General features: G+C 70.4%; 26 protein-coding genes. 18 read left to right on the top strand and 8 right to left on the bottom strand.

The annotated features are described in order from the left end of the window. The coding region (locus ACWELJ_RS25800; protein ID WP_452368711.1) for a GntR family transcriptional regulator at positions 1-607 on the bottom strand (607 nt) is incomplete at its 3' end. 133 nt (positions 608-740) lie between these two features. On the opposite strand from ACWELJ_RS25800, the gene ACWELJ_RS25795 reads away from it, so the two are divergent. The 3 genes from ACWELJ_RS25795 to ACWELJ_RS25785 are packed head-to-tail and all read left to right on the top strand — an operon-like array spanning position 741 to position 2191. After that, complete coding sequence (locus ACWELJ_RS25795; RefSeq protein WP_452368710.1) at positions 741-1430, top strand: pyridoxamine 5'-phosphate oxidase family protein; 690 nt, start codon at positions 741-743, stop codon at positions 1428-1430. Between the two features lie 21 nt (positions 1431-1451). Next, entirely contained in the window at positions 1452-1772 is a 321-nt protein-coding gene (locus ACWELJ_RS25790) for a type II toxin-antitoxin system Phd/YefM family antitoxin (protein WP_452368709.1), read from the top strand. Further along, a complete protein-coding gene (locus tag ACWELJ_RS25785; RefSeq protein ID WP_452368708.1) occupies positions 1769-2191 on the top strand; it encodes a PIN domain-containing protein in 423 nt (140 codons plus the stop codon). The genes ACWELJ_RS25790 and ACWELJ_RS25785 overlap by 4 nt, the downstream gene beginning before the upstream one ends. A gap of 7 nt (positions 2192-2198) precedes the next feature. Here ACWELJ_RS25785 and ACWELJ_RS25780 read toward each other — a convergent pair whose 3' ends face one another. Both ACWELJ_RS25780 and cobF read right to left on the bottom strand, forming a co-directional pair. Then, positions 2199-3065, bottom strand: a complete 867-nt coding sequence (locus ACWELJ_RS25780; protein ID WP_452368707.1) for an Fpg/Nei family DNA glycosylase — start codon at positions 3063-3065, stop codon at positions 2199-2201. Positions 3066-3187: 122 nt separating this feature from the next. Then, positions 3188-3952, bottom strand: coding sequence for a precorrin-6A synthase (deacetylating) (gene cobF, locus ACWELJ_RS25775; RefSeq protein ID WP_452368706.1), 765 nt, complete (start codon positions 3950-3952; stop codon positions 3188-3190). Positions 3953-3972: 20 nt separating this feature from the next. Here cobF and ACWELJ_RS25770 point away from each other — a divergent pair, with 20 nt between their 5' ends. The 5 genes from ACWELJ_RS25770 to ACWELJ_RS25750 all read left to right on the top strand — a co-directional run bounded on the left by ACWELJ_RS25770 (position 3973) and on the right by ACWELJ_RS25750 (position 7649). Then, positions 3973-4779, top strand: a complete 807-nt coding sequence (locus tag ACWELJ_RS25770; RefSeq protein ID WP_452368705.1) for a thymidylate synthase — start codon at positions 3973-3975, stop codon at positions 4777-4779. A gap of 19 nt (positions 4780-4798) precedes the next feature. After that, complete coding sequence (locus ACWELJ_RS25765; RefSeq protein ID WP_452368704.1) at positions 4799-5296, top strand: dihydrofolate reductase; 498 nt, start codon at positions 4799-4801, stop codon at positions 5294-5296. A gap of 120 nt (positions 5297-5416) precedes the next feature. Continuing rightward, a complete protein-coding gene (locus tag ACWELJ_RS25760; RefSeq protein WP_452368703.1) occupies positions 5417-5743 on the top strand; it encodes a cupin domain-containing protein in 327 nt (108 codons plus the stop codon). 63 nt (positions 5744-5806) lie between these two features. Beyond that, positions 5807-6814, top strand: coding sequence for a Dyp-type peroxidase (locus ACWELJ_RS25755; protein WP_452368702.1), 1008 nt, complete (start codon positions 5807-5809; stop codon positions 6812-6814). 37 nt (positions 6815-6851) lie between these two features. Beyond that, positions 6852-7649: a family 1 encapsulin nanocompartment shell protein gene (locus ACWELJ_RS25750; protein ID WP_452368701.1), complete on the top strand. Its 798-nt coding sequence runs from the start codon at positions 6852-6854 to the stop codon at positions 7647-7649. On the opposite strand, the gene ACWELJ_RS25745 is transcribed toward ACWELJ_RS25750, so the two are convergent. After that, positions 7650-8636 carry a GlxA family transcriptional regulator gene (locus ACWELJ_RS25745; protein WP_452368700.1) on the bottom strand — a complete coding sequence of 329 codons (987 nt, stop codon included), beginning with the start codon at positions 8634-8636 and terminating at the stop codon, positions 7650-7652. Positions 8637-8774: 138 nt separating this feature from the next. Here ACWELJ_RS25745 and ACWELJ_RS25740 point away from each other — a divergent pair, with 138 nt between their 5' ends. Further along, a complete protein-coding gene (locus ACWELJ_RS25740) occupies positions 8775-9365 on the top strand; it encodes a cysteine hydrolase family protein (RefSeq protein ID WP_452368699.1) in 591 nt (196 codons plus the stop codon). Positions 9366-9369: 4 nt separating this feature from the next. On the opposite strand, the gene ACWELJ_RS25735 is transcribed toward ACWELJ_RS25740, so the two are convergent. Then, entirely contained in the window at positions 9370-9639 is a 270-nt protein-coding gene (locus tag ACWELJ_RS25735; protein ID WP_452368698.1) for a YciI family protein, read from the bottom strand. Between the two features lie 14 nt (positions 9640-9653). Beyond that, positions 9654-11021, bottom strand: coding sequence for a serine hydrolase domain-containing protein (locus tag ACWELJ_RS25730; protein WP_452368697.1), 1368 nt, complete (start codon positions 11019-11021; stop codon positions 9654-9656). 155 nt (positions 11022-11176) lie between these two features. Here ACWELJ_RS25730 and ACWELJ_RS25725 point away from each other — a divergent pair, with 155 nt between their 5' ends. Next, positions 11177-11701 (top strand): hypothetical protein, encoded by a 525-nt coding sequence (locus ACWELJ_RS25725; protein WP_452368696.1) that lies wholly within the window; start codon positions 11177-11179, stop codon positions 11699-11701. A gap of 41 nt (positions 11702-11742) precedes the next feature. Then, positions 11743-12138, top strand: coding sequence for an NUDIX hydrolase (locus ACWELJ_RS25720; protein ID WP_452368695.1), 396 nt, complete (start codon positions 11743-11745; stop codon positions 12136-12138). A 45-nt stretch (positions 12139-12183) separates the two neighbouring features. Here ACWELJ_RS25720 and ACWELJ_RS25715 read toward each other — a convergent pair whose 3' ends face one another. Next, a complete protein-coding gene (locus tag ACWELJ_RS25715) occupies positions 12184-13851 on the bottom strand; it encodes an MFS transporter (RefSeq protein ID WP_452368694.1) in 1668 nt (555 codons plus the stop codon). A gap of 175 nt (positions 13852-14026) precedes the next feature. Between ACWELJ_RS25715 and ACWELJ_RS25710 the strand changes: the two genes are divergently transcribed. Next, the gene (locus tag ACWELJ_RS25710; protein WP_452368713.1) at positions 14027-15439 is read left to right on the top strand and encodes a TerD family protein; all 1413 of its coding nucleotides are present in this window, start codon (positions 14027-14029) and stop codon (positions 15437-15439) included. On the opposite strand, the gene ACWELJ_RS25705 is transcribed toward ACWELJ_RS25710, so the two are convergent. Then, positions 15394-16107 carry a TetR/AcrR family transcriptional regulator gene (locus ACWELJ_RS25705; RefSeq protein ID WP_452368693.1) on the bottom strand — a complete coding sequence of 238 codons (714 nt, stop codon included), beginning with the start codon at positions 16105-16107 and terminating at the stop codon, positions 15394-15396. The two genes, ACWELJ_RS25710 and ACWELJ_RS25705, sit on opposite strands and share 46 nt — an antisense overlap. 184 nt (positions 16108-16291) lie before the next feature. Here ACWELJ_RS25705 and ACWELJ_RS25700 point away from each other — a divergent pair, with 184 nt between their 5' ends. From ACWELJ_RS25700 to ACWELJ_RS25675, 6 genes are all read left to right on the top strand, one after another. After that, positions 16292-17848, top strand: a complete 1557-nt coding sequence (locus ACWELJ_RS25700; protein ID WP_452368692.1) for an amino acid permease — start codon at positions 16292-16294, stop codon at positions 17846-17848. Positions 17849-17864: 16 nt separating this feature from the next. Then, positions 17865-18014, top strand: coding sequence for a hypothetical protein (locus ACWELJ_RS25695; RefSeq protein WP_452368691.1), 150 nt, complete (start codon positions 17865-17867; stop codon positions 18012-18014). Between the two features lie 2 nt (positions 18015-18016). Then, positions 18017-18763 (top strand): DUF1989 domain-containing protein, encoded by a 747-nt coding sequence (locus ACWELJ_RS25690; RefSeq protein WP_452368690.1) that lies wholly within the window; start codon positions 18017-18019, stop codon positions 18761-18763. Further along, positions 18760-19377, top strand: a complete 618-nt coding sequence (locus ACWELJ_RS25685) for an urea amidolyase associated protein UAAP2 (protein ID WP_452368689.1) — start codon at positions 18760-18762, stop codon at positions 19375-19377. Before ACWELJ_RS25690 ends, ACWELJ_RS25685 begins: the two co-directional genes overlap by 4 nt. A gap of 74 nt (positions 19378-19451) precedes the next feature. After that, positions 19452-21386 (top strand): 5-oxoprolinase/urea amidolyase family protein, encoded by a 1935-nt coding sequence (locus ACWELJ_RS25680; RefSeq protein ID WP_452368712.1) that lies wholly within the window; start codon positions 19452-19454, stop codon positions 21384-21386. A gap of 88 nt (positions 21387-21474) precedes the next feature. After that, positions 21475-22049 (top strand): amidase family protein (locus ACWELJ_RS25675; RefSeq protein ID WP_452368688.1); only part of this gene is annotated, 575 nt, incomplete at its 3' end.

The following is a 22049-nucleotide window of genomic DNA, read 5'->3' as shown; positions in this document are numbered from 1 at the left end:
CGCATCGGATACGGACATCATCGTCCCTTTCGTCGTTCCTCGAGGCCCGTGCCGGGTCCCCGGGTTGTTCTGACGTCCTCAGTCTGCCATCGCGGGTCCCGCTGCCCGCGCCCAGTCCGCGATGCCGCAGCAGATGTTCCACCACGGCCTCCCGATACGCGGGTTCCCCGCGCCGGTCCCGCCGGATCAGCGGCGTCCGATCGGAGGCGGCCCGCCAGGCGCGCCGCCACGCGGCCGCGTCGATGGCCTCGATGGACGGCGCTCCCGAGCCCAGGTCCAGCAGCCCGGCCAGCGGGTCGATCCGGCGCGGCCCGTCGCCGTGCGCGTCCACGGGCGGTGGCGTGGCCGTCAGGTAGGTGCCGGACCCGTGCCGGCCGTCGAGCCATCCCTCCGCGTGCAACTGGTCGTAGGCGGCCGTCACCACCGTCCGGCTCACCCCCAGCCGGGTCGCCAGCTCCCGCGAGGACGGCAGCCGATCACCCCCGCGCAGCGCCCCGCTGGTCGCGGCCCGCCGCAGCCCGTCCGCCACCTGCACCGCCAGCGGCTCGCGCCCGTCCCGATCGATGCCGAACGGCAGATCGTCGTCGACCAGGCGATTGCCGCGCAAGTGGCCTCCCGATATCTCGTCGAACGGTCGATATCAGGATGCCACTCGACGCCGCACGAATTCCCAAGTGGTCTGTGAATCTTCCGCGGAATTGGCTATTCAGCAATGCCAATTCCCGGCCGAAACTGGTCATATGAGTGAGACAGCGACGACCCGGACCCCATTGTCACCCACGCCGCGGAGCAGCCTCACCCGTGCCAAGGAGCGGGGCAGCACCGACCGCGCCGATCTGGACGCCATCCTCGACACCGGCCTGCTCTGCCATCTCGGCGTCCTGCTGCACGGCGGCCCGGTGGTCATCCCCACCATCTACGGCCGCGACGGCGACACCCTCTACCTGCACGGCTCCACCGGCGCCGGCAACCTGCGCGCCGCCATGACCGGCGATGTCTCCTTGACCGTCACCCACGTCGACGGCATCGTCTACGCCCGCTCCGCCATGCACTTCTCCATGAACTACCGCTCGGCCGTAATCCACGCCCGCCCAACCGAACTCACCGACCCGGAAGAACGCCTGCACGCCCTCCGCGTCATCGTCGATCAGGCCGCCCCCGGCGCCTGGGATTCGGTCCGCTCCCCCGACAAGAAGGAAATGGCCGCCACCCTGGTCCTGGCCCTCGACCTCACCGAGGCCTCGGTCAAGATCCGCACCGGCGGCCCCCGCGACACCCCCGAGGACATCGCCACCGGCGGCGTCTGGGCCGGAGTCCTCCCCCTCCGCCAGATCTTCGACACTCCCATCCCGGCCCCGGACCTGGAAGCGGGCATCGAGGTTCCGAACCACGTCATGGAGCGGTGTAGCGAAGGCGTAGTAACGCTGTAGCCAGTGCCGTAAGCTGGGATTATGACGAGCCAGGCGGAGCTTCCGGAGATTCCACAACGGGAGCTGCGGAACGACGCGAGCCGGGTCCTCCGCGAGGTCCGCGCCGGACGCTCCTACACCATCACGGTCGACGGAACCCCGGTCGCGGATCTGGTTCCGCACCGGAATCTGCGCCGACGCGAGGCCGTTCCGCTCGCCGAAGCCATCGCGGCTTTCAGCGGACCGTCCGGCGCCGCATCGGAAGCTCCGAGCCGTTCGGGTGAGTTCATCGACGATTCGGTCTACGACCCGTACGACCGGGCCTATCGCCGTGGGGAATTCGCGGAGGACGGTGGCGAATGAGCCCGGTACCCGTTCGCGGCCTGGTCGATACGAACGTGCTCATTCTGCTCGAGGCCTTGGACCCGGATGAGCTGCCCGGCGAGTTGGTCGTCAGCGCGGTGACGATGGCCGAGCTCGCGGCGGGGCCGCACTTCGCGACCGAACCGGGTGAACGCGCGAGGCGGATCGAGCGCCTCCAGAACGCGGAAGCCCTGTTCGAGCCGCTTCCCTTCGACACCCGGGCGGCCCGGCGGTTCGGGCACATCGTCGCGTCGGTGCTCGCGGCCGGGCGCAATCCCAAGCCCCGGCGGGTCGACCTGATGATCGCCGCCATCGCGTCCGTGCACGGTTTGCCGTTGTTCACGGTCAATCCGGATGATTTCACCGGCCTGGCCGGTCTGGTCGATGTCCAGAAGGTCACCCACCCGGACAATCGCTGACTCGGCACTATTTCAGCAGGCGGGACATGCGGCGGTCGGCGAGGATCTTGCCGGCGGTCTGGCAGGTGGGGCAGTACTGGAAGGACTTGTCGGCGTAGGAGACTTCGCGGACGGTGTCGCCGCAGACCGGGCAGGGCAGGCCGGTGCGGGCGTGCACCTGGAAGCCGGAGCGTTTTTCACCCTTGAGGCGGGCGGCGTCCTGGCCGACCGAGCGCAGGATGGCGTCGGAGAGGGTGGCGCGCATGGCGGCGTAGAGGGCGCTCAGCTGCCGGGGGTTGAGCGTGCCGGAGTTGGCGAACGGGGAAATCTTTGCGGTGTGCAGGATTTCGTCGGAGTAGGCGTTGCCGATGCCGGCGATCAGACTCTGGTCGGTGAGGGCGTTCTTCACCCGCTGGGAGGTGCTACCGAGGAGCTCGGCGAACTCCGGTTCGCTCACCGCGAGCGCGTCCGGGCCCAGCCGGGCGATGCCGGGCACCGAGAGCGGGTCGGCCGTAATCCATACGGCCAGCCGCTTCTTGGTGCCCGCCTCGGTGAGATCGAAGGCGGGCGTGGCCCCTTCGGGGGTGAAGAAGTGCACGCGGAGCGCGAGCGGCCCCTTGCCGGGCTTGGGCGGGTTGGCTCCCGGTTCGTCGATCCACCGCAGCCAGCCGCCCCGGGACAGGTGGGTGATCAACCACAGCCCGTCGCAATCCATTCCGAGGTGCTTGCCCCAGTGCCCCACCCCGGTGACATCCCGGCCCGACAGCGCCGTCACCGGCGGATCGAAGGTCTTGAGCACGCTCAGCGCGGCCACATCCACCCGGCCGACCACCGCCCCCACCGCATGCTCGGCCAAGAATTGCTCGAGCGCCACTATCTCCGGTAGTTCGGGCAACGGATCTCCTCCAATCCCCGAGGCATCCCCGGGGCCTGCCGACCCGGGTGATCGCCTCCCACCCTAGCCGTACCCGCCGACACCCCCGGGAATCCGCGCGGCCGGTGGTTCGCCGGAGCCCGTCAGAGCGAGCGGCGCAGGAGGTAGATGTCCATGATCCAGCCCTTGGCCTCCCGCAGGGCGGCGCGGCGGCGGGTGATGCGGGATTCGACGACCCGCAGCGGGCCTTCGATGACGACCTCGTCGGGCATGCCGAGATAGGCGCCCCACCAGATGTAGATGTCGTCGCCGGCCAGCTGGGTGAACGAGCATTCGCCGTCGAGCATGACCAGGGTGGATTGGCCGTCGGCCAGCCCCTCGTCGCGGAGGCGGCGGCCGGTGGTGATGTGGAGGGGCTCGCCGATCTCGTGCAGGACGGTGCGGTGGGCGGCGGCGAGGGCCTGGACGCTGGTGATGCCGGGGATCACGTCGTAGTCGAACTGGATGCGGCCGCGGTCGAGGACGCGTTCGACGATGCGCAGGGTGCTGTCGTAGAGCGACGGATCGCCCCAGACGAGAATGCCGCCGACGCCGTCGGTGCCGGCGAAGGCCCGTTCGAGCAGTTCCGCGCGCGCTTCGTGCCAGTCGGCGACCACGCCCTGGTAGGCGGCGTCGGCGCCGCGCGCGGGCACGCTGCGGTCGCGCGGCGGGTCGGTGATCTCCACGACCGTGTGCCGCTGCTCGGCGTGTTCGGCCAGGATCGCCGCGCGCACGTCCGTGAGCTCCTGTTTCTCGGCCCCCTTGCCGATGAGGAAGAACACGTCCACCTGGCGCATGGCCTTGATGGCCTGCACCGTCACCTGGTCCGGGTCCCCCGCCCCGATTCCGATCACAAACAACTTTCGCACGGTGCGTAAGCTTGCCAGGCGTGGAGAGCGCCCGAGATACCCAGTACGAGGACCTGCTCCGACTGGTGCTGGAGTCCGGCACCCCGAAGGCGGATCGGACCGGCACCGGCACCCGCAGCATCTTCGGACATCAGCTGCGCTACGACCTGTCGCAGAGCTTTCCGCTGATCACCACCAAGAAGGTGCATCTCAAGTCGATCGTCTACGAGTTGCTGTGGTTCCTGCGCGGCGACTCCAATGTGAGCTGGCTGCGTGAGCACGGCGTCACCATCTGGGACGAATGGGCCGACGCGCACGGCGAATTGGGCCCGGTCTACGGCGTGCAGTGGCGGTCGTGGCCGAGCCCGGACGGCACCCACATCGATCAGATCTCGCAGGTGCTGCAGACGCTGCGCACCGACCCGGACTCGCGCCGCATTATCGTGTCGGCCTGGAACGTGGCCGAGCTGGACAAGATGGCCCTGGCCCCCTGCCACGCCTTCTTCCAGTTCTACGTGGCCGACGGCAAGCTGTCGTGCCAGCTGTATCAGCGCAGCGCGGACCTGTTCCTGGGCGTGCCGTTCAATATCGCCAGCTACGCGCTGCTGACCTTGATGGTGGCCCAGCAGACCGAGCTGCAGCCCGGCGAGTTCATCTGGACCGGCGGCGACGTCCACATCTACGACAATCATGTGGAGCAGGTGCGCGAGCAGCTGTCCCGCGAGCCGTACCCGTTCCCGACCCTGCACCTGCGCCCCGCCCCCTCGCTGTTCGACTACGCGTACGAGGACGTGGAAATCGAGGGCTACCAGCATCATCCGGCCATCAAGGCGCCGGTGGCGGTGTGAGCGGCGGCGTGGTGACGGCGTGAGCAGAACCGTCGGCTTGATCTGGGCGCAGACGACGCGGGGAATCATCGGGCGGGACAATACGATTCCGTGGCGGGTGCCCGAGGACATGGCGCATTTCAAGGACGTCACCTTCGGGCATCCGGTGGTGATGGGCCGCAAGACGTGGGATTCGCTGCCCGCGCGTTTCCGTCCGCTGGACGGCCGCCGCAATATCGTCGTGACCCGGCAGCCGGAGTGGGCGGTGGACGGCGCGGAGCGCGCGGGTTCGCTGGCCGAGGCGCTGGCCATGACCGGCGAGAAGTCGGTGTGGATCATGGGTGGCGGCGAGATCTACCGCGCGGCAATGCCTTTCGCGACCGAGCTGATGATCACCGAGATCGACGCGGATATCGACGGCGATACCTTCGCCCCCGCGATCGACCGGCGGTGGCGGGCCGAGGCGGCCGATTGGCGGGAGTCGTCGACGGGGCTGCGCTATCGATTCCGTCGTTATCGCCCCATCTCCCTGGGCTAGCGGCCGCGCGGACAACGCGCGGATTCCTCGTTCGGCAATTCCCGCACACACCGCGCCGAAACCGCCGAGCGCCCCGGGTGTGTCCGGCATACTCAGCGATATCCCGGCGAAAGGCAGTCCATGGACAAGAAGTCGCTGACCGCGGTTGCTCGCCAGCAGCTGAAGCTGGCCGCCACGGCCTCGAGCGGGCGTAGTTCGTCGACCATCTACGGCGGCCACGCGCATTCGCTGCGGCAGACGGTGATCGCGTTGACGGCCGGACAGACCCTGGCCGAGCACGAGAATCCGGGTGAGGCGACGCTCCTGGTGATCAGCGGGGTGCTGGTGTTGATCAGCGGCGCCAACGAGTGGAAGGGCTCGGCCGGCGATCTGATCGTGATCCCGAATGCGCGGCACAGTGTGAAAGCCATCGATGACGTGGCGTTTCTACTGACCGTGGCCAAGTAGGGCGACCCGCCACGGACGCACCGGACCGGCGGGCGGTGACCGGCAGGGCCTAGGCTGGTGCTCATGCGTGAGCCACAGCCGATCATCGACCCGCTCACCCCGGCCGCACTCTTTCTCGTCGTGACCATCGACGAGGGGGGCGAGGCGGTCGCGCGGGATTTGCTCGCAGATCTGCCCGGATTGCGCCGCTCGGTCGGTTTCCGACTGCCTGGTTCGGGCTTGGCCTGTATCACCAGCATCGGATCCGCGGCCTGGGATCGCCTGTTCGCCGGTCCGAAACCCGCACGGCTGCACGAGTTTCCGGGCTATGCCGGGGAGCAGCATCAGGCGCCGGTCACGCCGGGTGATCTGCTGTTCCACATCCGGGCCGAGGTCCAGGACGCCTGTTTCGAATTGGCGATGAAGCTCGCCGAGCGGCTGGCCGGGGCGGGCACGATCGTGGATCAGACGGTGGGCTTCCGCTATTTCGAGCAGCGCGATCTGCTCGGCTTCGTGGACGGCACCGAGAATCCGGAGGGCCAGCTGGCCGTCACCGCCGCGCTGGTGGGTGACGAGGATCCCGAATTCGCCGGTGGCAGTTACGTGATCGTGCAGAAGTACCTGCACGATATGGCCGCCTGGAAGGCGCTCTCGACCACCGAGCAGGAAAGGGTCATCGGGCGAACCAAACTCGACGACTTCGAGCTCTCCGAGGCCGACCAGCCCGCGGATTCCCATGTGGCCGTGAACGATCAGGACGTCTCCGGCAATATCGTGCGCGCCAATATGCCGTTCGGCTCGGTGCGGGACGGCGAGTACGGCACGTACTACATCGCCTACGCCGACGATCCGGCCGTGCCGGAAGCCATGCTGACCCGCATGTTCCTGGGCAGCGACGAGGCGGCGTACGACCGCATCCTGGACTTCTCCACCGCCATCACCGGCACTTCGTTCTTCGCCCCGCACGCGGTGTTCTTCGACAACCTTCCCGACGCGCCCGCTCCGGCGGCGGCCGCGGTCGCCGCGCCGGAATCCAATGGCGCGGGATCCCCCGACGGGTCGCTGGGAATCGGTGCGCTGCGAAATCGTTGAGTAGCTACGAAATCGTCGAACCGACAGGAGCTGACGCATGAACAACCTGCATCGCGAACTCGCACCGATCACCTCGGAGGCCTGGAAGGCCATCGAGGAGGAGGCGACGCGGACCTTCAAGCGGCACATCGCGGGTCGCCGCGTGGTCGATCTGTCGGGACCGCACGGCGTCGACTACTCCGCGGTCGGCACGGGCCGCACCACCGCGATCGAATCCCCGGGCGACGGTGTGCAGGCGCGGCAGCGCGCGGTGGTGCCGCTGGTCGAATTGCGGGTGCCGTTCACGCTCTCGCGCACCGAACTCGACAATGTGGAGCGCGGCGCCCGGGACGCCGATCTGGACCCGGTGAAGGCGGCCGCCAAGAAGATCGCGTTCGCGGAGGACCGCGCGATCTTCGAGGGCTATCCGGCGGCGGAGATCCAGGGCATCCGGGCCGCCACCTCGTGCGAGCCGGTGAAGCTGCCCGGTGACGCGCGCCTGGCCCCCGAAGCGGTGGCGCAGGCGTTGAGCAAGCTGCGGCTGGCCGGTGTGGACGGCCCGTATTCGGTGCTGTTGTCCGCGGACCTGTACACCGCGGTCAGCGAGACCTCCGATCACGGTCACCCGATCCGCACGCATATCGAGCGACTCATCGACGGCGAGATCATCTGGGCCCCGGCCATCGACGGCGCGTTCGTATTGTCCACGCGCGGTGGTGATTTCGATCTGCAGCTGGGTCAGGACCTGTCGATCGGCTATCTCTCCCACGACGCGGCGACGGTGCAGCTGTACTTCCAGGAGAGCCTGACGTTCCTGGTGTACACGGCCGAGGCGGCGGTCGCGCTCGAAGCGTGATCAGGTGACGCGGAAGCGGTTTCGGTACTCCGTCGGCGTCGTGTCGAGCGTGCGCCGGAAGGCCCGGGTGAGGGTGTCGGTGGTATGGAAACCGCTCAGCGTCGCCACCCGTTCCAGGGTGTGATCGGTGGTCTCGAGCTGGTTGCGCGCGAATTCCACGCGCGCGGACTCGATGTAGGCGGCCGGGGTGGCGCCGAGGTCGGTCTTGAAGATGCGGGTCAGCTGCCGTTCGCTGACGTGCGCCCGGGCGGCGAGGTCGGCGACGGTGAGCGGTTCACCGAGGTGGCGTGCGATGTGGTGCCGCAGGTCGTCGATGCGCCGCGTGGTCGAGATGGGTTCGAGTGACACGCTGAACTGACTCTGCCCGCTGGGTCTTTTCAGGAACATGACCAGCTGCCGCGCCACCCGCAGCGCGAGCGCGTCGCCGAAGTCGTCGGCGACCAGGGCGAGCGCCAGGTCGAGGCAGGCGGTGAGTCCCGCTCCGGTCCAGACGTTCTCGTCGCGGATGAAGATCGGGTCGGCGTCGACGTCGATGGCGGGATGCTCGGCGGCGAGCTGGCCGGCGGTGGACCAGTGCGTGGTGGCGCGTCTGCCGTCGAGGAGTCCGGCGTCGGCGAGGATGTGCGCGCCCACGCACACCGAGGCGACCCGCCGGGTCTGTCCGGCGAGGGTGCGCACCCACTCGACCACGGCCGGGTCGCTGAGCGCCCGCACCCGCCCGTCCGCGTCCGTCTCGACGGAGCCGGGCACGACCAGGGTGTCGATGCCGCGGTCGCCGATCTCGGCGAAGGTGATGTCGGGCAGCACCCGCACGCCCGCGGAGGTGGTGACCGGGTCGAGGGTCTCCGCGGCCAGCGCCACGCGATATCCGGTCTCCCCGTTCATCTCTCGCCGCAGCAGCGCGAAGACCTCGGGCGGCCCGGTCACGTCGAGCAGGTCGACGCGGTCGAACAGCACGATGACCACGAATCGTTCGATGGTGCCCAACGGTCCTCCCTCCGCCCGGTCCGGCGATGTCCGGATTTGCAGGTTACATGACATTTCCGACACGCCCGTTGGCTCATAGCGTGGACGACGTCCCCCGCACCAGGCGGCCCGGACCACGACCCGACCGGAGGAATTCCCATGTCCGCCCAGACCCTGCGCGACCTCAGCGGCTTCGATCAGACCCCCGCCACCCTGGCCGACGCCACCCTGATCCTGGTCGACTACCAGAACACCTACACCCGGGGCGTGATGGAGCTGACCGGCTGGGAGCCCGCCCTCGACGCCGCCGCCGACCTGCTGGTCCGTGCCCGCGCCGCCGGCGCCCCGATCATCCACGTCGTGAACGACGGCGGCCCGGGCACGCCGTACGACATCACCGACGAGATCGGGCGCATCCATCCCCGTGTGGCCCCGATCGACGGCGAACCCGTTGTGGTGAAGACGGTTCCGAACGCCTTCGTCGGCACCGACCTGGCCGCGCACGTGGACGCGGCGGGCCACAAGAATGTCGTCATCGCCGGTTTCATGACGCATATGTGCGTCACCTTCACCACCGAGGGCGCGTTCCTGCGCGGCAATCAGCCCACGGTGGTGGCCGACGCCTCCGCCACCCGCCCGCTGCGGTCGGCCGCCGGTGCGGTCAGCGCCGCCCAGTTGCACGAGAGCGCGCTGGCCACCATCGCCGATCTCTACGGCGTCGTGGTCGCCTCCGGCTCCGAGCTGCGCTGACCGCTCAGGCGAGCGCTTCCCGCCAGGGTTTGATGCGCCAGGCGCTGACCACGCCCCGCAGTACGAACGGGTCGGCTTCGGCGAACCGGCGGGCGGACTCCTCGGTGGTGAAAATGGCCATGGCGCCGTCGATCCCGGCGTCGGCGAAGGGCCCGATCATGAGGAGTTCGCCGCGGTCGGCGAATTCGCGCCAGCGGGCGCTGTGCGCCTCGAACCAGATCGGCGCGGTGGTGGCGAAGTCGGGGGCCGAGTCGTAGAAGAGGACGAACTTCATGAGCGCTCCTCGGGTCAGGGCTGGCGGGGCATCGCGCGACTGGTGTGAAGGTAGCGCGTCCCGGCGTGCCCGTCGCCGTTGATCAGACCGTAGACGGCGTGCCGGCCGCGGATCGGGTGGGCGGCTATGAGCGCGTCGGGCCGCAGGTGCAGCACCTCGATGCGGTCGGGCACCGAGACCAGGGCGGCCTCGGTGGTGAGGGGTTTGGTGGAGAGCCAGGCGCGGCCGTCGGGGTCGACGTCGATGGCGTGCTCGTACATGGCCGAGCGGTAGCGACCGCCGACGCGCGCGGCGTCGACCGGTTCGGGCCGGGCCGGGGGCACCGGGCGGGCCGGCAGCCGGATGCCCGCGTGCTCCCGGAGCAGGTCTTCGACCAGGTCCCGGTAGAGCGCGAACGCGCTGCCGCCATTGGCCAGCAAGGCGATCGCGACACCGGCGGCGGGCGCGATGCGCAGGAAGGCGTTCTGGCCGATGGTGCTGCCGTCGTGCCCGAACAGCCCGGTGCCGGCGTCGAACAGCTGCCAGCCCAGTCCCCAGTGGGTGCCGTAGCCGATGTCAGGCACCTCGACGTGCGGCCGGATCATGTCCCGGACAGCGGATTCGGGGAGTACGACGGTCCCGTCCGGGGCGCGCCCGCCGGACAGCTGCAGCCGGGCGAACCCCAGCAGGTCGCGCGCGGACATGGCCAGCCGCGCTCCGGCCGGGGCGTTGGAGGCCGGGAGCGCCCATACCGGCGCGGGCCGCGGACCGGTCTCGGGCTCGAATCCGGTGTGCCCGACCGCGGCCCGGAACAGGATCGCCTCGTCGGCGTCGGTGGCCACCCGGGTCAGCCCGAGCGGGGTCACCAGCCGTTCCCGCAGCAGGGTGTCGAAGGGCTTGCCGCGCAACACTTCCAGGATGCGGCCGAGCAACACGTACCCGCTGTTGCAGTAGGAGAACATGGCGCCGGGCCGGTGCACCTGCCCGGCGTCGGCGACGGCGGGCACGAAGTTGGCGATCGCGTCCGCGCCGCGCCCGGTGTCGAGGAACAGGTCGCCGTCGATGCCGGAGGTGTGGCCGAGCAGCTGCCGGACGGTGATGGCGGCGGCGGCCTCCGCGTCGCGCACCCGGAATCCGGGCAGGTAGCGGCGCACCGGGGCGTCGAGGTCGAGCAGGCCCTCGGTGACGGCCTGCATGATCAGGGTCGCGGTCCACGGCTTGGTGACCGAGCCGATCTGGAACACCGAATCCGTGGTCGCCGCAACGCCGGTCGCGGTGTTGAGCACCCCGGCCGCGGCGTCGGTGATCCGGCCGCCGGACAGGACCGCCACCTGCGCGCCGGGCACCCCGTGCTCCTGGATCAGGTCGCCCAACCGGCGTTCGAGGTCGGCGGCTGGCACCATGGGTCGCTCCTTCGGTGATGCTGGCCCACACCGCCGGGCGGTGAACGTGGGCATCGTAGGTTAGGTCGGCGACGGCGCCGGTGTCGAGATCGCCGGGCACCCGGGACCGGGGACGGGTACGGTGACCCGCAGTCGGTTGCGGGAGGCGATGAGCGATGGTGCGGGCGGGCGTGGTGCCGGGACGCCGGATTGCCGGTTACGGCGTGGCGGGCGTGTTCCTGGTCGCGGTGGTCTGCGCCGGGACGGTCGGGATCTTCGGGCTGAATCGGGTGTTCACGGGCTTGTTCTTCGGCGCGGCCGCGGCGGTGGGGCTGTTGATCGCGCTGTTCGGACGCGACGGGGTGGAGCTGACCGAGGCGGCGATCGTGCGCCGGACCCCGTGGGGCACTTCGACGCTGGCCTGGGATCGGGTGGTGGCGGCGCGGTTCGCGCTCGACGAGCACGGCCGTTGGACGCTGGCGCTGGATCTGACCGACGGCGACGAGCCGCACCGGGAGCTGGTGCTGCTGTCCATCCCGCCGGTGCACCGCCCGGTGGCGAGCGCCTACGACCAGCGCAAGCGCGAGCAGGTCACCGAGATCCGGACCATGTTGCGGCAGCGCCGGATTCCGGTGACCATCCTGCCGGAGATCGCCGAGGCGTTGCGGGAACACTGGAAGATCGCCCCGCCCACGCGCTGAGCCCCGGCGAGCGCGCCGCCGCGCCCGATAGGGTGGGTGCCGTGATTCGTACCGCGGCACTGGCGCATATCCGGGACCGCCGCATGTTGCAGACCCGGTCCGGCGGCAAGACCGTCTTCTACATGGCGGGCGGCAAGATCGATCCGGGTGAGACCCCGGAGATGGCCCTGCACCGGGAGATTCGCGAGGAGCTCGGGGTCGGCGCGGCCGGGGTGAGCGAACTGGGCGTGTTCGAGGCCGAGGCGTACGGGCACGCGCCCGGCACCCGCCTGCACATGACCTGCTTCCTGGGCGAGCTCACCGCGGAGCCGCGCCCGTCGGGCGAGATCGCCGAACTGCGCTGGTTCACCCTCGCCGAGTACGCCGCCATGGCCGAGGTCGCTCCCGGTTCGCTGCTGGTCTTCCAGCGGCTGCACGCGCTCGGCCTGATCGACTGATCCCCGGAACGCTGTGCCGCGCAACCGAAGCCGCTGCCCGGACGGTCAGTCGTCCGGACCGTCCTCGGTGCCGTCGGACAGGGCCCGTGAGGTGTCGGGCGGCACATTGTCCGAGCTCCCGGTGTAGGGGCGGTTCGGGATGCGGGTGGCCGAGGCCAGGCCCACCAGCAGGAACAGCGCGGCGGCCAGCAGGGTGGTGCGGGTGGAGTCGGTGAAGGCCCGGCTCAGCGCGTCCGCGATGGCCGCGCCGCCGCCGTGCTCGCGCACCCCGGGGATGGCGCCACCCGCCGATTCCCGGGTGGCGGTGGCGAGGGTGTCGGCGACGTGCGGCGACAGCTCCGGGACCGCGGAGAGACGACGCGGCAGATCGTGCGCCAGAGCCGCGGACAGCAGCGCGCCGACGACGGCGGTACCGAACGCCGAACCGACCTGCCGCACGGTGCTCTGGGTGGCCGAGCCCTGCCCGGAGTTCTGCGGCGGCACATCGGCGAGCACGGTCCCGGTCAGCTGGGCCGAGGCCATGCCGAGCCCGATGCCGTACCCGATCAGCAGTACGGCCAGCCACCAGCCGGAGATGTGCGGGGTGACGAACAGCGCGGCCAGGGCCACCGCGACCGCCTCGAAGGCGAGGCCCAGCTGCACCACCCGCACCGGCCCGTAGCGCCGCACCAGCCCTTCGGCGATCCCCGCGGCCAGGAACGCGCCGACGGCCATGGCGGCCAGCACGTAGCCCGCGCCGAGCGTGGACAGCCCGAGCACGTTCACCATGAACAGCGGCAGCACGAACAGCAGGCCGAACTCGCCCAGCGCCACCAGGAACGCGGTGATATTGCCCCACCGGAAGCTGGGGATCGTGAACAGCGCGGGATCCAGCAGCGCGGAGCGCCCGATCAGATGGCGATGCTGTTCCCACTTCACGAACAGGTACAGCGCCAGCACGCCGAGCACCAGCAGTACCGGGATCGGCGAGATGGGCGCGCTCACCGGCCATTTCCAGCCGGCGATCGGGAACTCCCGCAGCGGTTTCCACCAGCCGTAGGTCTGGCCCTCGATGAGCGCGAACACCAGCAGCGCGAAACCCATTGCGCTGAGCAGGAATCCGTCCACGTCCAGACCGGGCGCGGTCTTGCCGGTGCGGGTCTCGGGCACGAACAGCACCAGCCCGATCAGCACCACGATGCCCAGCGGGATGTTCACCAGGAAGATCCACGGCCAGGTGAAGTAGGTGGTGAGCCAGCCGCCGAGCAGCGGTCCGATGGCGGCGACGCCGGAGATGACCGAGCCCCACACCGCGAAGGCGATGGCCCGGTCGCGGCCGCGGAACAGCGCGTTCACGGTGGCCAGCGTGCCGGGCATGACGCCCGCCGCGCCGACGCCCTGGATGACGCGCCCGAGGATGAGCGGTCCGGCGCTGTGCGCCCGCGCGGCCAGCAGGCTGCCGAGCAGGAAGACGATGACGCCGGCGGCGAACATGGTGCGCCGCCCGAGCCGGTCGCCGAGCCGCCCGCTGGTGATCAGCAGCGCGGCCAGCACGACCGCGTAGATGCTGTTGATCCATTGCGCCTGAGAGAAATTCAGGCCGAGCTCGTCGATGAGGACCGGCAGCGACACCGAGACGATGGTGCCGTCGAGCACCACCATGCCCAGGCCCAGCGCCAGGACGCCGAGGGTGATCCACTTCCTGCGCCCCGGATCGGGCCGAGTTTCCGTCATCCGTCGCTCCCGCCGCTGAACAGTCGTCCCGTGGACGCCGATGCTCCAGTTAGCTACCTATGCGCGAAATGTCCGTTGATCAGTGTAGGCCCAGGTTACTGGACAGCCGAACATTAGCCGGTCGGGCGCGGGATACCCGCTGATGCCGGAATCGGATAACTTGGAAATCGTGTCGATGATGAAGGGCTCCAACGTTCCGGTGGCGGCCGCCGAGGTTCGAATCGAACTGGGCTGGGAAACGGGACCGGGGGTCCCCGACGCCGACGCCTCCGCGCTGCTGCTGGCGGGCGGCCGGGTCCGCTCGGACGCCGATTTCGTGTTCTACAACCAGCCCGCACACGCCTCGGGCGCGGTGCACCACCGCGGCAAGCAGCACGGTCCCGTGGTGGTCGACGCCCTGTCGGTGGATCTGCCGCGGGTCGAGCCGCAGATCGACAGCATCGTGCTGGCCGCCTCCGCCGACGGCGGCACCTTCGCGCAATTCCGCGGCCTGCACGTGCGTTTGGTGGATGCCCGCGGGATGGAACTGGCCCGGTTCGACAGCGCCGACGCCACCTCCGAGACCGCGTTCGTACTGGGTGAGCTGTACCGCCGCGACGGCGGCTGGAAGTTCCGCGCGGTCGGCCAGGGCTATGCCTCCGGACTCGCCGGACTCGCAACCGATTACGGCATCACCGTCGACGATGCGCCCGCCCCGCAGCCGATTCCGCCCCAGCCCGCGGCTCCCCCGCAGCAGTACGCGCCTCCGCCGCCGCAGTTCAACCCGCCGCCCGCGCAGCAGCAGCAGTTCGCTCCGCCACCGCCGCCACAGCAGTTCACACCCCCGCCCGCGCCGCAGCAGCAGTTCACACCTCCGCCCGCGCCGCAGCAGTTCACGCCTCCCCCTGCGCCACAGCAATTCGCGCCCCCGCCCGCGCCACAGCAGTTCGCTCCCGCGCCACCGCCCGCGCCGCGGGTGAACCTGGCCAAGATCTCGCTGACCAAGGAGGCCCCCGCGGTCTCGTTGACCAAGGCGGGCGCGACCGGCGGCATCATGCGGGTCAACCTGAACTGGTCGGTCCCGAGTTCGGGTGGGCTGTTCGGGCGCAAGCGCGCGCAGGGCGGTCTGGATCTGGACCTGTGCGCCTTCTGGGAGCTGACCGATGGTTCCCGCGGCTGTGTCAGCGCGCTGGACACGTTCGGCAATCTCACCAAGCCGCCGTTCATCGCGCTGGACCAGGACGACCGCACCGGCAGCAGTGCGACGGGTGAGAACCTGTCCATCAATCTCGATCAGACCGCGGCCTTCCGGCGCATCCTGGTGTTCGCCTCGATCTACGAGGGCGCCCAGGACTTTCGTGGCGTGCACGCCACCGCGACTCTGTTCCCGCGCGACGCCCCGCCGATCGAGATGGAAGTGGGCGGCTGCCAGGACGATTCGCGCGAGATGGTGCTGGCGCTGATCGAGAACATCGGCGGCGAGCTGGTCGTGCGCCGGGAGGGCCGGTTCATCCGCCCGCCACAGGGCCGCCGTTTCTGGGGCAAGATGGCCGTCGATCAGGCCTACGGCTGGGGCCTCAAATGGGGCACCTCGAAAGGCAAGTCCTGAGCCGTCCGGTTCAGTTCGCGCGCCAGTTCGAGTGCGGCGAGCCGGTTCTCGTCGAGCGGGCCGGTCCAGCAGAGCAGTCGCAGGATGGCGTCGGGAATGAGCCGCTCGGCGTACTCGGGCGCCGCGCCCTCGTCGGAGCGCATATTGATGACCGATTCGACCAGCCGGAACGGCAGTCGCTCGGCTCCGGCGACCGCGCCCGTCCCGGCCTCGGCGATGACGGCGGCGGCCAGGGTCTCGTAGTGGCCGCGCAGTTCGTCGCGCCGTTCCCGGAAGCGCGCGAAGCGTTCGCTGCGCAGCTCGGGTAATAGATACAGCGCCCCGAGGTTCCAACGCCCGGCGCACAGCTGGCTGACGTCGAACCAGGCCAGCGCGTAGAGCCGCACGGCCGCGGGTTCGGGGCGTTCGGCGAGAACGCCCGCCAATTCCAGTGGTGCGGTGACGGTTTCGGCGAGCAGCGCGTCGAGGATGTCGTCCTTGGCGGCGAAGTGGTGGTACAGCGAGGCCTGCCGGATGCCGACGGCGTCGGCCACCGCCCGGGTGGAGGTATTGCCGTAGCCGTGGCTGGTGAACAATTCGGCGGCGGCGTCGAGGATTTCGGCACGCGGCGTCTGGCCCGCGCGCCGGCGCGGTTCGAGCCGGGGCCGCCCGGGTCCGAGTTGGGTCACGGTTTCATTCTGGCCTACCGCCGTCGCCACCTGGCAGGTGAGGTTCCTGTCACTTGATAGAAATACCGGCAATGCAGAAGTTACGGCGGGCCACGCACCCGATACATCGGCGTCACCGGAGCGGCGATCGCGAATGGAAACCTTTCAAGCGATAGATATTCGCCTCGGGAAAGACTCACCGCCCATGGTTGCCTCCGCCGAAGCCCTCACCCCGGGCTCCCCGACCGGTCCCGATACCAGTGCCGACAGTACCGATCTGGCGCGCTTCGGCTATCAGCCGGTGCTGCACCGCAAGCTCGGCCGCTACGCCTCCTTCGCGGCCGGCTTCTCCTTCGTCTCCATCCTGACCACCATCTTCCAGTTCTTCGGCTTCGGCTACGCCTTCGGAGGCGCGGCCTTCTTCTGGACCTGGCCGATCGTCTTCGCCGGCCAGTTCCTGGTGGCGCTGAACTTCGCGGAACTGGCCGCCCGCTACCCGCTCTCGGGTTGCATCTATCAGTGGTCGCGCCGGCTGGCCGGGGAGGTGGTGGGCTGGTTCGCGGGCTGGATGATGATCATCGCCCAGATCGTGACCGCCGCGGCCGCCGCCATCGCGCTGCAGGTGGTGCTGCCGACCATCTGGTCCGGCTTCCAGCTGATCGGCACCGACACCGCTCTCACCTCCCGCGACGGAGCCTCGAACGCGGTGCTGCTGGGCAGCGTGCTGCTGGCGCTGACCACGCTGATCAATGTGATCGGCATCGACTGGATGGCACGGATCAATTCGCTGGGCGTGACCATCGAGATCATCGGCGTGCTCGCGGTGATCGCGGTGTTCTTCACCCACACCGACCGCGGGCCGGGCGTCGTCACCCACACCGATCAGGCGGCGGCCGGGCCCTACTGGGCCGCGTTCCTGGCCTCGGGGCTGATGGCCGCCTACGTGATGGTCGGATTCGACTCCGCCGGTGAGCTTTCCGAGGAGACGAAGAATCCGCGCCAGGTGGCGCCGCGCACCATCCTGTCCGCGCTGGCGGTGTCGGCGCTGGGTGGCGGGCTCATCCTGCTGGGCGCGCTGATGGCCGCCCCGAGCCTGAGCGACGGCTCGCTGGCGAGCGGCGGCCTCGCGTACGTGATCGAGGCCAAGCTGGACACCACCCCCGGCAAGGTGGTGCTGGCCTGCGTGGCCTGCGCGATCACGGTGTGCACCTTGGCGATCCAGACGGCCGGTTCGCGACTGCTGTTCTCCATGGCCCGCGACGAGCGGCTGCCGTTCGCCAAGCGGCTGGCGACCGTGCACCCCCGTTTCGGCACCCCGGTGTGGCCCGCGGTGGCGATCGGCGTGCTCGGCATCGGCCTGCTGCTGCTGAACCTGGGCAACGCGGCCATCTTCGCGACCCTGGCCAGTGTCTGCATCGTCATGCTCTACATCGCCTACCTGCTGGTCACGGTTCCGCTGCTGGTCCGCCGGATCAAGGGCTGGCCTGCCGATGTGGCCGGGGACGCCGCGCGCACCAAGCTGTTCGCCCTGGGCCGCTACGGCATCGCGATCAACGCCCTGGCCGTGGTGTGGGGCATCGCGATGGCGGTGAACCTGGCCTGGCCGCGCAGCGCCGTCTACACCCCGAACGGGGGCGGCTGGTGGATGCTCTGGGCCGCGCCGCTGTTCGTCCTGGTGACGCTGGCGGTGGGGGCGGTGGTGCACCGGCTGGTGACGCCGGCCCGCGCGCCGGCGGCCGAGCCGGTCGCCCAGATCGCCTGATCCGCAGGGCATTCCGATGATCTCGCCGGAACCCGACCCACGTCTGCACGGTCGCCCGGAACTGGCCATGGTGCTCGACGACCTGCTGCGCCGCGCGTACCGCCGGTGGCGCGAGCGCCGAGCCGACCGCGGCCGGGATTCCGGCGACCCCCGAGGAACGGAGTAGTAATGACCACAGCGAATACGACCGGAGCGCGCGATCACGCCCGCGCGCAAGCGGCGGCCGCCGCCGGGTACGGGCCGAGTCTGCCCGCCGGTATCGATGCCGCGACCGTCACCTTCGCCCAGCGCATTCCGGCCGGCGGTTACGCGAATGTCGTCCTGGCCCGCGGCACCCGGGTGCGCTTGTCCGACCCGGACGGCGGGGCCTGCGCGCACGTGCTGCTGCTGCGAGCCGAATCCCCGTGGGAGCGGCTGAATGTCGCGGACACGGTGAAAGTGCCGTGGCAGGCCTACCTGGGCGCGGGGCATCCGCTGCTCTCGGATCAGGGCCGGGTGCTGGCCACCGTGCTCACCGACACCTCCGGGCGGCACGACACCCTGTGCGGCCCTTCGCCCGCCGCGCGCCAAGGCCTGAGGATGGCCGGGGTCAAGCAGGGTCTGGAGCCCCGCGACATCGGTCCGACGGTGTCGTTCTTCCGGGGCGTGCGCGTGGCATCCGATGGCGCGCTGACCGGCACCGGCGGCGCGGGCGCGGGCGCGGCGGTCGATCTGCTGGTCCACCTGCCGGTGACGCTGCTGCTCGCCAATGCCGAACACCCCCTCGATCCCACGCCGGTGACCCCGCTCGAGGTGGTGGCCTGGGCCGCCCCCACCGACCTCGCCCTGACCCCCAACTCCGACCCGGAATACCTGCGCGCGGTGGAGAACACCGAACAGGACTGGCACGCACGCACTCTGGAGGCCCGCGCATGATCACCACCACCCGCACGGTCGTGCTCGACGAGACCGTCCCCGCCCGCGCGCCCTGGTCGGCCGTGGTGCGCGCCGGCGAGCAGCTGGAGATCGTGGACCTGCACGGCAATCAGGCCGTGGACTGTCTGCTCTACAACGCGGCGGACCATGCCGACCGCTACAGCGCCCAGGCCACCGTCACCGCGCAGCGCTCCATCTTCCTGGGGACCGGCAGCGTCCTGCTAGCCGAGTCCGGTACCCCGCTCATGACGGTCGTCGCCGACGAGGTCGGCAATCACGACACGGTGGCCGGGGCGTGCTCGCAGGAGTCCAATACCCTGCGCTACGGCCACCACACCCGCCATCAGCACGCCTGCGTGGAGAACTTCCTGGCCGAGGGCATGAAGTGGGGACTGGGCAAACGGGATCTGGTCTCGAACATCAACTGGTTCATGAACGTTCCGGTGGAGGCGGACGGGACGCTGGGCATCGTGGACGGCCTGTCCGCGCCCGGCAAGACCATCACCCTGCGCGCCGAGATCGACACCCTGGTGCTGGTCTCCAACTGCCCGCAGATCAACAACCCCTGCAACGGTTTCGACCCGACGCCCGTCCGCATGGTGGTGACCCGATGACGGCCGTGCTCCCCGATCTCGCCGCGACCGAGAACCCCTCCCCCGCACCGGCTTTCCGGGTCGTCCGACCCGGCATGCAGACGACGGTGCAGGATTGGCCCGCCCGGGTCGGCTACTGGCACGTGGGTGTGCCGCCGTCGGGCCCGATGGACGACCTGTCGTTCCGGCTGGGCAATCGGGCCCTCGGGAATCCCGAGGGCGCCGCGGGATTGGAGTGCACGCTCGGCGGCCCGGCGCTGCGCTTCGACGCCGACACCTGGGTGTGCGTCACGGGCGCGCCGGTCCCGGTCACCGTGAACGGCCGCGCGGTCCGGCAGTGGCGCAGCGTGCTGGTGCCCGCGGGCGGGGTGCTGGATGTCGGCATGGTGCGCGGGCCGGGAATGCGGTGCTACGTCCTGGTGGCCGGAGGCATCGAGGTGCCCGAATACCTGGGCAGCCGTTCGACTTTCACGCTCGGGAAGTTCGGCGGCGGCACCGGGCGCGCGCTGGCGGCCGACGACGTGTTCGAGCTCGGCCCGGGCGGCCGGGTGACGGCCGGGGTGCCCGGTGACGATCAGCCGGTGCTGACCCGGCGGTGGGAGCTGGCGGTCACCGAGGGCCCGCACGGCGCGCCGGAGTTCTTCACCCGCGCCGACTTCGACACCATCATCGGCACCGACTACCAGGTGCACTTCAACTCCGATCGGACCGGCGTCCGGCTGATCGGGCCGAAGCCGCAGTGGGCGCGCCTGGACGGCGGCGAGGCCGGCCTGCACCCCTCCAACATCCACGACACCGCGTATTCCATCGGCGCGCTGGACTTCACCGGCGACACCCCGATCCTGCTCGGCCCGGACGGACCCAGCCTGGGCGGGTTCGTCTGCCCGGTCACCGTGGTCGCCGCCGACCGCTGGAAGCTGGGCCAGCTCACCCCGGGCGACAGTGTGCGCTTCGTGCCGGTGCGCGCCGAACACGCGGCCTCGCTGCGGGCACTGGGAGCCGAGCGGCGCGGCGCCTGGCCGGTGGTGCTGTCCACCGGCGGCGACGGTGACGACGGCGTGCTGTCCCGCCGCGACGGCGCGGACACCGCCGTCACCTACCGCCGCGCCGGCAATGACGGCCTGCTCGTCGAATACGGCGATATGACACTGGATCTGGAGCTGCGCGCCCGCGTGCACGCCCTGCACCAGGCGCTGCTGGAACGCGCCGAACCGGGCATCACCGAGCTGACCCCGGGCGTCCGGTCGCTGCAGGTGCGCAATGATCCCGACCGCCTGCCCACCCGCAAGCTGCTGGACCTGCTGGCCGAGGTGGAGGCCGATCTGCCGTCCGCCGACCAGCTGGTGGTGCCCAGCCGCACGGTGCGCCTGCCGCTGTCCTGGGACGACCCGTCCACCCGGGAGGCCATCACCCGCTACATGCACGGCGTCCGCGCCGACGCCCCGTGGTGCCCGTGGAATATCGAGTTCATCCGCCGGATGAACGGATTGGCGTCCGTGGACGAGGTTTTCGACACCGTCTTCGCCGCCGAATACCTGGTGCTCGGCCTCGGCGACGTCTACCTGGGCGCGCCGGTCGCCACCCCCACCGACCCCCGGCACCGGCTGGTCACCACCAAGTACAACCCGGCCCGCACCTGGACCCCGGAGAACGCGGTCGGCATCGGCGGCGCGTACCTGTGCATCTACGGCATGGAGGGGCCCGGCGGCTACCAGTTCGTGGGCCGCACCACCCAGGTGTGGAACCACCGCTCCAGCGGGATCGGCGAAGACCCGTGGCTGCTGCGCTATTTCGACCGGATCAGCTGGTATCCGGTGAGCGCCGAGGAACTGCTCGACCTGCGCGCCGACACCGCCGCGGGCCGGGGCCGGCTGCTCGCCGAGGACGGCGAGTTCCGACTCGTCGAATACCGGAAGTTCCTGGCCGACAACGCCGATTCCATCGCCGCCTTCCGCGCCCGCCAGGCCGGGGCCTTCACCGCCGAACGCGAGTCCTGGCGTGAGGCGGGCGAACTCACCGAAACCCCGTGACCCGATACCTCGTCCGCATCCGGACCCGCCGCCGGGCGGCCACTGTCCCTCCGCCCGCCGCGACCGCCCGACCGCTCCAGGAGCTCGCATGACCACATGGATCCTTCGCCGTGACATCGCCACGGTGGACGCCGACATCGCCACCGCCACCGGACCTTTGGCGGGTGCGCGACTGGCGGTCAAGGACAACGTGGACGTCGCCGGACTGCCCACCACGGCGGCCTGCCCCGACTTCGCCTACACGCCGGAGCGGGACGCGCCGGCGGTGGCGGCGCTGCGGGCGGCGGGCGCGGTCGTGGTCGGCAAGACCAATCTCGATCAGTTCGCCACCGGACTGGTCGGCACGCGCTCGCCCTACGGCGTCGTCGAGAACGCGCTCCGACCCGGATACGTCTCGGGCGGTTCGAGTTCCGGCTCCGCGGTGGCGGTGGCCTCGGGCGCGGCGGACATCGCCATCGGCACCGATACCGCGGGCTCGGGGCGCGTCCCGGCCGCCCTGCACGGCCTGGTCGGCATCAAGCCGACGGTGGGCGTGATCTCGACCGAGGGCGTGGTGCCCGCGTGCCGCTCCTACGACTGCGTGACGATCTTCGCCGCCGACCTGCGCCTGGCCGACCGGGCCATGGCGGTGATGGCCGCCGGCGCCGCGGGCCGCCCGTGGCC

It is taken from the genome of Nocardia sp. NPDC004582 (genome assembly GCF_053602115.1).
The sequence above is the reverse complement of the archived record's forward strand: the minus strand, read 5'-3'. Positions and strand labels throughout refer to the sequence as shown.